This is a genomic window from Nostoc sp. C110 (genome assembly GCF_043099725.1).
In the GTDB taxonomy this organism is placed as follows: domain Bacteria; phylum Cyanobacteriota; class Cyanobacteriia; order Cyanobacteriales; family Nostocaceae; genus Nostoc; species Nostoc muscorum_A.
Map to the genome: position 1 here is coordinate 704444 of NZ_CP171148.1, position 11019 is coordinate 715462.

12 protein-coding genes are annotated in these 11019 nt (G+C 42.2%); 6 read left to right on the forward strand and 6 right to left on the reverse strand.

What is annotated here, in order from left to right:
* Positions 1-73: 73 nt before the first annotated feature.
* The gene (locus ACFFRD_RS08780) at positions 74-1381 is read right to left on the reverse strand and encodes a Rid family detoxifying hydrolase (protein ID WP_392481184.1); all 1308 of its coding nucleotides are present in this window, start codon (positions 1379-1381) and stop codon (positions 74-76) included.
* 218 nt (positions 1382-1599) lie between these two features.
* Here ACFFRD_RS08780 and ACFFRD_RS08785 point away from each other — a divergent pair, with 218 nt between their 5' ends.
* Entirely contained in the window at positions 1600-1908 is a 309-nt protein-coding gene (locus ACFFRD_RS08785; protein WP_392481185.1) for a hypothetical protein, read from the forward strand.
* Positions 1909-1910: 2 nt separating this feature from the next.
* Positions 1911-2354 carry a type II toxin-antitoxin system VapC family toxin gene (locus tag ACFFRD_RS08790; RefSeq protein WP_392481186.1) on the forward strand — a complete coding sequence of 148 codons (444 nt, stop codon included), beginning with the start codon at positions 1911-1913 and terminating at the stop codon, positions 2352-2354.
* Between the two features lie 100 nt (positions 2355-2454).
* Here the strand turns inward: ACFFRD_RS08790 and ACFFRD_RS08795 are convergent, their stop codons facing one another.
* Positions 2455-2886 (reverse strand): NUDIX hydrolase, encoded by a 432-nt coding sequence (locus ACFFRD_RS08795; protein WP_193950585.1) that lies wholly within the window; start codon positions 2884-2886, stop codon positions 2455-2457.
* A gap of 218 nt (positions 2887-3104) precedes the next feature.
* On the opposite strand from ACFFRD_RS08795, the gene malQ reads away from it, so the two are divergent.
* On the forward strand, positions 3105-4613 hold the full coding sequence (gene malQ / locus ACFFRD_RS08800) for a 4-alpha-glucanotransferase (RefSeq protein WP_392481187.1): 1509 nt from the start codon (positions 3105-3107) through the stop codon (positions 4611-4613).
* A gap of 172 nt (positions 4614-4785) precedes the next feature.
* On the opposite strand, the gene ACFFRD_RS08805 is transcribed toward malQ, so the two are convergent.
* Positions 4786-5604: a helix-turn-helix domain-containing protein gene (locus ACFFRD_RS08805; RefSeq protein WP_392481188.1), complete on the reverse strand. Its 819-nt coding sequence runs from the start codon at positions 5602-5604 to the stop codon at positions 4786-4788.
* Positions 5579-6391 (reverse strand): pseudouridine synthase, encoded by an 813-nt coding sequence (locus ACFFRD_RS08810; protein ID WP_392481189.1) that lies wholly within the window; start codon positions 6389-6391, stop codon positions 5579-5581. The genes ACFFRD_RS08805 and ACFFRD_RS08810 overlap by 26 nt, the downstream gene beginning before the upstream one ends.
* A gap of 133 nt (positions 6392-6524) precedes the next feature.
* Here ACFFRD_RS08810 and ACFFRD_RS08815 point away from each other — a divergent pair, with 133 nt between their 5' ends.
* Complete coding sequence (locus ACFFRD_RS08815) at positions 6525-7241, forward strand: DUF2993 domain-containing protein (protein WP_392481190.1); 717 nt, start codon at positions 6525-6527, stop codon at positions 7239-7241.
* A 222-nt stretch (positions 7242-7463) separates the two neighbouring features.
* Here ACFFRD_RS08815 and ACFFRD_RS08820 read toward each other — a convergent pair whose 3' ends face one another.
* Both ACFFRD_RS08820 and cbiT read right to left on the reverse strand, forming a co-directional pair.
* Entirely contained in the window at positions 7464-8345 is an 882-nt protein-coding gene (locus ACFFRD_RS08820; protein WP_392483037.1) for a phosphatidate cytidylyltransferase, read from the reverse strand.
* Positions 8346-8524: 179 nt separating this feature from the next.
* Positions 8525-9127: a precorrin-6Y C5,15-methyltransferase subunit CbiT gene (cbiT, locus tag ACFFRD_RS08825; RefSeq protein ID WP_114084477.1), complete on the reverse strand. Its 603-nt coding sequence runs from the start codon at positions 9125-9127 to the stop codon at positions 8525-8527.
* A gap of 95 nt (positions 9128-9222) precedes the next feature.
* On the opposite strand from cbiT, the gene ACFFRD_RS08830 reads away from it, so the two are divergent.
* Both ACFFRD_RS08830 and tatA read left to right on the forward strand, forming a co-directional pair.
* Positions 9223-10626: a serine/threonine protein kinase gene (locus tag ACFFRD_RS08830; protein WP_392481191.1), complete on the forward strand. Its 1404-nt coding sequence runs from the start codon at positions 9223-9225 to the stop codon at positions 10624-10626.
* Positions 10627-10803: 177 nt separating this feature from the next.
* Positions 10804-10977 (forward strand): twin-arginine translocase TatA/TatE family subunit, encoded by a 174-nt coding sequence (gene tatA / locus ACFFRD_RS08835; protein ID WP_012412063.1) that lies wholly within the window; start codon positions 10804-10806, stop codon positions 10975-10977.
* The last annotated feature ends 42 nt before the right edge of the window (positions 10978-11019 follow it).

An 11019-nucleotide genomic window follows, 5' to 3' on the forward strand; every position in this document is an offset into this window, starting at 1 on the left:
TTAAGAAAAAAAGTCAATAAGAAAGCCTAGTTTATTTGGAGAGTTGTAGGCTTCTTTTGTGAGTGGATTGGCACTAACCGCTAATTACAGCGATCGCATCAATCTCTACCAACACATCTTTAGGTAAGCGCGATACCTGAACACAAGCCCGCGCTGGGGCTGTATTTTCCGGGAAATATTTAGCATAAATGGCATTCACCGCCGCAAAATCATTCATATCAGCTAGAAATACGGTGGTTTTCACCACATCTTCAAAAGTTGCTCCGGCTGCCGTGAGGATGGCTTCAAGATTAGCTAATACCTGCTCAGTTTGCTTTTTGACATCATCAGTGTAGACAACATCACCAAGGCGGGGATCGATGGCAATTTGTCCGGCGATGAATACAAATTGACCTGAAGCTGCGATCGCTTGATTATAAGGGCCCACTGGTGCGGGTGCGTTATCAGTATTAATTACTTTACGGGTCATAGATATTACTTTCTCTAACGATGTTTCCTGTTTACCGATTTTCGCTTCAGCTGCGATCGGTTTGTAAACTTCTCCATCTGGCATTATCGCACCAGTTAGGTCAGCATCTTTAAAGGTTGCTCGATAGATATTTGCCCCAGTTAAGTCAACCCTTCTCAAATTTGCTCCATCCAAATTTGCCTTGGTTAAATTTGCCCATCGCAGATTGGCTTTTTCTAAATTCGCTCCTTGGAGAAATGTTTTTGTAAGGTTTGTACTTTGAAGAGATGCTGCTGTAAAGTCTATATCAGCCAAATTCATGCCTGAGAGATCAACTTGGTGGAGATTCGCTCTATGAAATATACTTCCTTGGAGTTTGGCACTTTGCAATATTGCCTCAGTTAAGTTTGCCAGAGTTAAGTTTGCTCCAATCAAGTACGCCTGAACCAAATTTGCCTTAGTTAGATTAGCTTTACTGAGATTAGCTTTAGCTAAAGAAGCAGCAGTTAGGTCTGCACTACTAAGATTTGCTCCACTTAAATTTGCTGTATCTAAGTTTGCATAAATTAATTTCGCACTACTTAAGTTTACATCTGTGAGGTTTGCCTGTTCTAAGTTTGCATGATTCAAATTTGCGCTGTTCAAAGTTGATCGACTTAAGTCAGCACCATTGAGGTCTGCCCAATAAAATATTGCTGAAGAAGCACTTACTGAATTTAATTTTGTATCTATTAGAGATGCTTTAGTGAGATTTGTACTATTAAGTTTTGCTTGGGTTAAGTTTGCCCCACTTAAATCAACTCCAGTCAAATTTGCATTAGTTAGGTCTATCTCACTGAGGTCTGCACCTTTAAGATTTTCTTGACTCAAATTTACTGAATGAAATTTCCGTTCTCCTGCGGCGTATTTCTCTAAAAGTTCCTCAGCGTCCATAATGCACCTTTGAATACCACTGACACAGTATAAACACAAAAACTTTGTGTCATAGGTATTACTCTCTTTTCTTCCTTCGCGCCCTTTGCGTCTTGGCGGTTCGTCCCTCTTACCCCAACCTCGGACGTATCTCATAATGCCATCAGATCTACATCTTGAGCGCACTCGTATAATACTGTTACGACAGACTGCAAAATATTATTTATGAATAAACCAGGATGAATATTAAAGAAATACTGCTCCAAGAAATTGAATCATCCTCAGATGTTCTACTAGCTGAAACACTGGATTTTTTACGTTTTCTAAAGACAAAACCAACAACCAAGGAAATATCTCTTGACCTGTCAACGGAAAAAAATGATGATACTTCCAGTCATCAAACAAAACCGGAAATACAGGAAGCAACACCAATTCTCAAAGGCTCTAAAGCAGAAGACTTGCTAAAATTTGCGGGAACCTGGCAAGGAGATGACTTTGAAGAGTGCTTGCAACTTGTTTACGAAACCCGTTCCCCGGCTAAATTTTAGTCATGTACCTCCTAGATACCAACCATTGTAGCCGGATCATTTTTGGAGAAACAAACGTCATTCGTCGGTTACAAGAACACATCGGTTTAGGGGTTGCAACTAGCGTTATTGTGCAAGGCGAACTCCTTTACATGGTGCAAAAGTTTTCTCAACAAGAAGCAAATCTTCGCTTTGTCAAAACTTTTCTCCAAACCATTGACCTTTATCCCATTAGTGGAGGAGTTGCCGATGTTTACGGTAGCCTCAAAGGAGAAATTGTCAAACATTTTGGCCCCAAAGACAAAGCAAAACGTAGAAAGTTTACAGTTCAAGATTTGGGTTTTAGCGATAACGACTTGTGGATAGCATCAACCGCTCTGCACTATAACCTCACCCTCATTTCAAGAGACAGCGATTTTCAAAGGATACAACAGGTGCAAGCCTTGGCTTTAGAATCTTGGCTTTGACATCCTCCTAACACCAACGAATTTCCGTATGCTAGGGAATTCCAGATATTCCTCTCCCGTCTTCTCTCTGCGCTCTCTGCGTCTTGGCGGTTCGTCCCTCTTACCCCAACCTCGGACGTATCCCGTAATGCCGATACCGCCAATAATCCCGCAGAATGCGATCGTGGTCAAAACATAAATTACCAGGCACACGCCAATACTCAAAAACTCCTACACCCTTGGCATCATCCCCAGCCTTTGGTTCCCCCGTCGCTGTCGCCAAAAATACAATGCTAATCGTATGCTGACGCGGATCACGATTGGGGTCAGAATATACCAGTAATTGTTCAACTAATTCCACCTGCAAACCTGTTTCTTCCTCAGCTTCTCGCCGGGCCGCCACTTCCACGGCTTCCCCATAATCTACAAACCCACCAGGAATAGCCCAACCTAAAGGTAGATTATGTCTTTCAATTAACACTATTGGCCGATGAGGTCGATCTACTAGTTCAATGATGATATCAACTGTCGGTGCAGGATTTCGGTAAGTCATATTTATTTAGTCATTAGTCATTGGTCATTGGTCATTGGTCACTTGTACTGAGCGTAGTCGAAGTATTGGTTATTCACAAAGGACAAATGACAAAAGACAAATGACAATCAAAATGAGTTTACTTGATTTACCGTGCAAATACTGTTCCGTGATAAATTCGATGCAATCGCGTAGCGTGTGCATCAAACAATTGCTCTCTCTCATAATTCAGGTTACTTATGCCTTTTCCTAGATCCAGTGGTATTTTGCTGCATCCTACATCCTTTCCCAGTCGATTTGGCGTTGGAGATTTAGGCTTAGAAGCCTATCGCTTTATTGATTTTCTCAAAGATACCCATCAACAATATTGGCAAGTTTTACCCCTAGGCCCCACTGGATATGGTAATTCCCCGTATATGTGCTACTCGGCAATGGCAGGAAATCCCCTGTTGATTAGCCCAGAAAAACTACGAGATGAGGGTTTGCTATCTGAAGAAGACTTTGCTCATTTACCAGGATTTCCGGTAGAAAAGGTAGACTTTGACCAGGTTGTGCCAATTAAGATTGGGCTACTTAAAAAAGCCTGTGAAAACTTTAGAGCCAATGCTACGCCTATCCAGCAGAAAGAGTTTGAAGGTTTTTGCGACAGCAAAGCCTACTGGCTAGAGAATTACGCCTTATTTATGGCGCTGAAAGATGCCCATAATGGTGCAAGCTGGCATACATGGGAAGCAGAATTTGTCAAGCGTAAACCTGAAGCATTAGCTCAAGCAGAGGATCGGCTCAACGGAGATATTTTTTATTACAAGTTCGTCCAATTTGAGTTTTTCCGGCAGTGGTCAGACCTGAAAAACTATGCCAATATGCGCGGTATTGACATTATTGGCGATATCCCTATTTACGTATCTCACGATAGTGCTGACGTGTGGGCACATCCCGATATCTTTTGCTTAGACGAAGAGACAGGAGAAGCTGCTCAAATGGCGGGAGTCCCACCAGATTACTTTAGCGCCACCGGTCAATTGTGGGGCAACCCAGTTTATAACTGGGAGGAATTGCAAAAACAAGACTTTAAATGGTGGGTGCAACGCTTTGAAGCAATGCTAGATTATGTCGATATAATTCGCATTGACCACTTCCGAGGCTTCGAGGCATATTGGTCAGTACCCAAAGGCGAAGAAACTGCCATGAATGGCGAATGGGTGGAAGCACCTGGAGACGCTTTTTTTGCAGCGATTAGGGAGAAGTTGGGCAAGCTACCCGTCTTGGCAGAAGATTTGGGAGTAATTACACCAGAGGTAGAAGCGCTCCGAGACAAGTATGAATTTCCTGGAATGAAGGTTTTGCAGTTTGCCTTTGGTTCTGATCCCGGTAATCCATTCTTACCATTCAATTACCCGCGAAATGCTGTAGTTTATACTGGCACTCACGATAATGACACAACTGTAGGCTGGTTCAATTCAGCTAATGATAACGAAAAGCATAACTTATCGCTTTATTTAGGTTCTATTAGTCCTGAAGGCATCCAGTGGGATTTAATTCGCCTAGCTTTGAGTTCCATAGCTAATCAAGCGATTATTCCCTTGCAAGATGTTTTGGGATTAGGAAACGAAGCGCGGATGAATTTTCCTAGTACTGCTGAGGGTAACTGGGGGTGGCGCTATCAAGCAGAAGCGTTGAGAGATGAATTACGCGATCGCTTAAAAGTTCTTACCAGACTTAATGGACGCGCGCCGCAAGAAAATTAAGGAGTAGGGAGACAAGGGAGACAAGGGAGACAAGGAAGAGGGAGGAGTAAATGCCTCCTTGTCTTCCTTGTCCTCCTCATGCCTCTCATCTCCCCTAGTCTTTTTATTGTCTGCGAGACGCTGCGCTTAGTTTGCTTCCTTGTAAGGGTAAAATTTTGAATTTATTTCTCCCTTATCTCAAAACATTAGGCTTGGCAGCAATCCTAATTTCTTCCTCTTTCCCTGGCTCTCCCATTTCCTTAGCTTTCTCCTGGTTGACGCTCATCAACACACCACCAGCATTATCAGTTTTCACTGTCAGTTGCTCTTGAGCTTTCCAAATCCGGTGAGTTCCCTCTGGAAGAATACCCTCAAACTCGGTTTTACCATCGGCTATGACGCGAATCCAAGATGACGCTTTCAAAGTGACACCAATTTGTACAACCTGTCCCTCTTGTCCGCCGTCAACGGGATTACTGACAGGTTGAACTTTTAGGGAATCTTTTGGTTGGGTTGGCTCTGGGTTAACAAGGGATTTTTGTTTTGGGTATATTTGGTTTTGGCTATTACTTGCTTGTAGTACCGCGTTATTTAATAACTGAGACAACCCATTTACAGAGCATACGATTAGCAATATGTAAAGAAAGTAAAGATGAATCGGACGTAGTTGATTAATGGGTGAAGTATTCCCCATACCTTGAGGGTTTAATTGTGCAGAACTAATCGGAAAAGTGCCCGAAAATTCTACTCCATTCAAGCCTAGAGCATCGGCAAATTGCCTGATCAAACCCTGAATATAGACTGGTTCTGGGAGATCATTTATATTACCTTCTTCGATCGCCTGTAGTAATCGTTGAGGAATTCTGGTTAATACAACCACTTGCTCTAGAGATAAGCCCTTTTCTTGACGCAAAGCCCAAAGTTGAGCGCCCAATTCTGCCAACTTTTCGGTTCGTTGTTGCTCTAATGAAAGCGATGGCTGGTGATTATTCTTCTTTCTTAGCCATTTCATGCCTACTGACACTCCTTAACTCCACTGAATCTTTAATAGGTTGCGTTATCTGATCTTGCAAAAAGCGAATTTCATGATCGTTGAGGGAACGATATTTACCCTCTGACAATAAGGGTTCTTTGGGAGTTTGTAATTGAATTGGGCCGATAGCAGTTCGATGCAGCTTGATTACTGGGTATCCTAACTGTTGAGCTATCCGGCGGATTTGGCGATTTCTTCCCTCCTGCAACACTATTTCTAAAAAGCTTTGTTCGGCACGATGTTCTATTAGGTGTACCTTAGCAGCTCTGGTTTTTCTACCCTCTAACACCACACCCTCACGCCACATTTGGAGTACTGCTTCTGGGGGATGTCCTCTGACCAAAACATGATATGTCTTGGAAATGCTATGGCGGGGATGGGTTAGTCCAAATGTCAGATTTCCGTCATTTGTGAGGATTAATGCTCCCGTTGAGTCTGCATCTAAACGCCCAACTGGGTGAATACCTGAACCCTCCCGTAATTTTTTCGGTAGTAAATCCAGGACTGTTGTTCTTCTGTGAGGGTCGTAGCAAGTCGAAACTACTCCCGCAGGTTTATGTAGCAATAGATATATTAAAGCCGGACGCTGCTTTTCGGATACAGTTTTACCATCAATTGCGATCGCATCTTTTTGGGGATCAACCTTTTGACCCAAATGTGCCAATACCCCATTGATTTGCACCCGTGAGTGCCTAATCATTTCTTCAGCTTCACGACGTGAGGCGATGCCCCATTGAGCAAGAATTTTTTGTACCCGTTCCTCCATCTGGAATTACTTATTTACTGTTAACAATTAAATGATATTTGCATTTTGTAGCGAGTAGGCATAAATGTTACATTTAAGACTTGTTTAATTTCTGTCTAGATGTTGAGCAAATACTCATAAACAGATTGCTTAGATGCCAGAGCAAAATTCTCAAACGACAAGTGCAAATAAAATCCGCATAATTACGCAGGTACTCACAAAAGCCCTAAAGCTCTGGTTAAGAGCGCAAGTGAGCCAAATATCAGAATTAGAAGTGGAGATTAAAGCAAGCGATCGTCAACTTCTCTCTGGGCGTATCCCCTTGGTATCTATTTTTGCTACTCATGCAGTTTATCAAGGTCTCCTAATTACACAAATTCAATTAACGGCAGAAAATATTCAGATAAACATTGGTTCCGTACTTAAGGGAAAGCCATTACGACTGTTAGAAACAGTACAAGTATTTGGCGATTTGATCGTAGACGAGAATGATTTAAATACTTCTCTCTCATCTGACTTATTATCAACTGCTTTGAGCGATTTGCTGGTTAAAGTTTTACCAACAAATTTCCCCAAGTCACAACCAATAAACTGGCAAGAAATTATCCTTGATAACAATCAAATTATACTGCGAGGCACCAGAGTAACCAATACAGAAACAATGCCTCTAGAGATTTGTCTGGGTGGCTTACAGTTACTTAGTGGGCATGAGTTGCAACTGACACAAATAAAAATCAATCCCCACGAGGGAGATATATTAGACGACAATCATGAGTACAATCTGGATCTTGGCTCAGATGTCGATATCCAAGAACTAACGTTGATCCCAGGTAAACTGGTTTGTCGAGGGCAGATTAACGTTAATCCTTAGATCGTGAAAAATTAAAAAATAGTAATACCCTATTTTAAATGACGTAGCGCCTCTCAGGGGATGAGGAGAACAAGAGCAAAAGGGTTAGGGGACTCAAACCTAGGGTAAAATTCCATACATAAATGAAGGGGCTTGAAAGCCTTGTGGAAGGGTTAATTGCAACATCTTTCCCCCTGCTCCCTGCTCCCTTCCCCCTGCCTCTTTTGAACTCAACTCAAAAGCTTATAGTAGCGGCAACAGTAGTGTCACAAAATAATAAACCAAAGGTGCTGTGAAAATATAACTATCAGTACGGTCTAAAATACCACCGTGACCGGGAATTAATTGTCCAGAATCTTTGACTCCAGCATCACGCTTGAGCATAGACTCGGTAAGATCCCCTAAAAGACTAGCAATGCCAATCAACAAACCCAATGCTAAACCAGTCAACAAGGATCTGGGCAAGTGGAGATAATAGGCTCCTGCTATGGCTACAGCAACACTTGAAGTAATGCCAAACACAGCACCTTCTACAGTTTTCTTGGGGCTAATCTCAGACAGACGGGTTTTCCCAAAGAATTTGCCAATGGTGTAAGCACCAATATCAGCTGCCCAAATACACAAAAAAGTCAGCATTGTTGCTGTAAAACCTTGTGGTAAAGAAGCAGAACTTGCCTTTTCCCAGAAGTCTGTCCAGGTTGTAGGCCAGTAACCTCCTAGAGGAAGGTTGCTAAAAACGGTACTATCAATTGCTCGTAATCGCACCCAGTAACTCGGCAAATAACCTACGTAAAATAGCCCCATTATAGAAGCAGAAACATCAGCGATCGTGGCAAATTTAGGCTGAAATAACAGGTAAAAACAGATAAGTGTGCCAGCTAAGGGCATCACAGCGTCAGCTAAACTGCCATCAATGGTACAAATTACTAGCAAAACTAGGCTGACAAGCATAGTGGTTTTAGCGGCGGGAGCGATGCCTCTGGCTCGCACCAAATTAAAATATTCCTGTTGACCCAAAAAGATGACAACCGCAAACATGATGGTAAAGTACCAGCCACCCAAAAGGGTAACAGAAAGAGCAAGAGCGATCGCAACAATTCCACTAATAATCCGAGACCAAGGCATAGAAGTATTAAATATTGGGCATTGGGAATTGGGAATTGGGCATTGGGCATTGGGCATTGGGTATGGGGCATTGGGTATGGGGCATTGGGCATGGGGTATTGTCAATAATCAATAGTTCTTCTTCCCCTGCTCCCCCTGCCTCCCCTGCTCTCTACTCCCCCTTCCCCATTCCCCATTCTCTAATCCAGTTTCTCACCACTGAGGATAAAAATGGGATCAACGGCAGTAAAGGTTTGAGAAAAGCCGCGCGTTTCTAAGCGGTTAACCGCAGACTGAACAACTTCGATATTTCTGGCCCTTAACAGAGAAAAGGTTTGAGAAATAGCATACAGACTTTCTAGATTAGCAGCTGTAGCTACAACCCGACCGGATGGTGGCAAATAATGCCATGCTGCTTGCAGAATATCCTGGATAGGTCTTCCTCCCTCAATACAAACGCGGTGAGGAGCAACTTTGAGGTCATGTAAACACTCTGGGGCGCTACCTTCAATGACTTCGACGTTTTTCACTTCAAAGCGATCGCAGTTCCGCTTGATCAGATTAGCTACTTCTTCATCCCTTTCTATAGCAATAATTTGACCCTTTGGACACAATAGCCCAACTTCTACGGGAATTGTACCTGTCCCTGCGCCAATATCCCACAATACAGAATCTGATGTTAGCCGCAGTTGGGCAATTAACAGTAGCCGGACTTCTCGCTGACTCAGGGGAATTCCTGGCAAATGCTCGAACAGTTCATCAGGAATACCAGGGGTAATATAAGGCCAAAGTTGGGAGGGCATAGAATTACGCAATTATACTAAAGATATGGATTTGCCGAAATTGAAAAGTCATAAGCTATAAAAACTTTTCAAACGTAGCATTATAAGAAACCATAATGATTGGTGAAATATTAGGCGAACGCTATCAAGTTCAGCAGCTATTAGGCAAAAAAGCAGGGCGACGGACGCTTGTAGCTCGTGATTGGAAAACTCAGGAATTGGTTGTTATTAAGTTACTCTCTTTTAGTAGTGACTTTGAATGGGATTCACTCAAGCTGTTTGAGCGAGAAGCTGAAACTCTAAAATCTTTGTCACATCCCTTAATACCTCGCTACTTAGACTATTTTGAGGTAAATTCACCCACCATCAAAGGATTTGCCCTAGTACAAAGTTATATCCCAGCAAAAACTTTAGAGCAATACGTCCAATCTAGCCGGACTTTTACCGAAGTAGAAGTCAAAGAGATAGCCAAAGCACTTTTAGAAATTCTCATTTATCTACATGGGTTATATCCGCCTGTTATCCATCGTGATATTAAGCCTAGCAATATTTTATTGGGAGAGCGTTCTGGTAACAGTGTTGGTCAAGTTTACCTAGTAGATTTTGGCTCGGTGCAAACTGTCCTTGCTACAGAAGGTGGAACTAGGACTGTGGTGGGAAGCTATGGGTATATGCCACAGGAGCAATTTGGCGGACGCACGGTTCCGGCTTCCGATCTTTATAGCTTAGGTGCAACTTTAATTTATTTAGTGACGGGTACTCATCCAGCCGATTTACCCCAAAAGGATTTTCGGATTCAGTTTGAACAGGTGGCTAATGTGAGTCCTGAATTGACTCGCTGGTTGCAGCAAATGACTGAACCCAGTTTAGAAAGGCGTTTTAATTCTGCTGCTGGTGCGCTCGCAGCTTTAGACAAACCACAAACGACAAACTTGCCTACTTTGGTTGTAGATAAACCAGATGGGAGTAAGATTCAATTAACCAAAAATGGGGATTCTCTAGAAATTATCGTTCCACCATCTGGTTTTGATCCATCAATAATATTCACAGGTTTATTTGCGATCGTCTGGAATTCATTTATCCTCTTTTGGACAATTGGCGCACTCTCTATTCCTTTTCCTGTCAACATCCCCTTTGCTTTGTTCTCACTTCCTTTTTGGGGTGCTGGCTTTCTCATGGTGTATAAACTTCTCTTTCATTTATTTGGACGCATCTGCTTACGCCTGAATGCAGAACAAATTACCCTAAGTTGGGAGTTGTTTAGTTGGAAATTTTATCGCCCCCGTGCATCGTCAAGGCAAAGTATTAATAAGTTAGTTTACATTCCCAAACATTTTACTAAAAATTCTGATGACACTAGAATTGTCGTTCCAGCAGAATTATATATTTGCTCAGGAGTACAAAAATATCAGCTTGGTGGAAACGATATCGGTATTAAATCCGAAGTAGAACTTGAATGGTTAGCTCATGAATTAAGTGATTGCTTGGGTTTGCCAATTACCAAGCCAATGGGAAGTTAGTTGAGTTAGCGATCGCTTTGTTCAAAAATAATAGGAACCTTTACGCGGTTTCTCTGTCCTGAAACGCAATCCCTAGCATAATCTTCCCTACTTCTTTACCTCTTGTTTGCCCCTAAATAATCAGATTTGAGCCATCAATGTCTATATTTAATTAGAGATGCCTTAGAGGAAATTTATATGTTTGGACTAGGATGGCCAGAAATCGCTGTAATTACCATAGTCGCTATTTTAATTTTTGGCCCTAAAAAAATTCCCGAATTGGGCACTGCACTAGGCAAAACCCTAAGAGGTTTTAAGGAGGAGATGAAAACCCCCAGTGATGAAACTAATTCAGAAGAAGAAAAACAATAGTCAATAGTCAAGAGTCAAGGCTGAAAAACTTTGAAATGCTGA

Excerpts from the sequence above, each read along its gene's own strand:
- ACFFRD_RS08815 (WP_392481190.1), top strand. The coding sequence starts at position 6,525 with ATGCCAGAGCAAAATTCTCAAACGACAAGTGCAAATAAAATCCGCATA.
- tatA (WP_012412063.1), top strand. The coding sequence starts at position 10,804 with ATGTTTGGACTAGGATGGCCAGAAATCGCTGTAATTACCATAGTCGCT.
- cbiT (WP_114084477.1), bottom strand. The coding sequence starts at position 9,127 with ATGCCCTCCCAACTTTGGCCTTATATTACCCCTGGTATTCCTGATGAA.
- ACFFRD_RS08810 (WP_392481189.1), bottom strand. The coding sequence starts at position 6,391 with ATGGAGGAACGGGTACAAAAAATTCTTGCTCAATGGGGCATCGCCTCA.
- ACFFRD_RS08785 (WP_392481185.1), top strand. The coding sequence starts at position 1,600 with ATGAATATTAAAGAAATACTGCTCCAAGAAATTGAATCATCCTCAGAT.
- ACFFRD_RS08820 (WP_392483037.1), bottom strand. The coding sequence starts at position 8,345 with ATGCCTTGGTCTCGGATTATTAGTGGAATTGTTGCGATCGCTCTTGCT.
- ACFFRD_RS08795 (WP_193950585.1), bottom strand. The coding sequence starts at position 2,886 with ATGACTTACCGAAATCCTGCACCGACAGTTGATATCATCATTGAACTA.
- ACFFRD_RS08790 (WP_392481186.1), top strand. The coding sequence starts at position 1,911 with ATGTACCTCCTAGATACCAACCATTGTAGCCGGATCATTTTTGGAGAA.
- ACFFRD_RS08780 (WP_392481184.1), bottom strand. The coding sequence starts at position 1,381 with ATGGACGCTGAGGAACTTTTAGAGAAATACGCCGCAGGAGAACGGAAA.
- malQ (WP_392481187.1), top strand. The coding sequence starts at position 3,105 with ATGCCTTTTCCTAGATCCAGTGGTATTTTGCTGCATCCTACATCCTTT.
- ACFFRD_RS08805 (WP_392481188.1), bottom strand. The coding sequence starts at position 5,604 with ATGAAATGGCTAAGAAAGAAGAATAATCACCAGCCATCGCTTTCATTA.
- ACFFRD_RS08830 (WP_392481191.1), top strand. The coding sequence starts at position 9,223 with ATGATTGGTGAAATATTAGGCGAACGCTATCAAGTTCAGCAGCTATTA.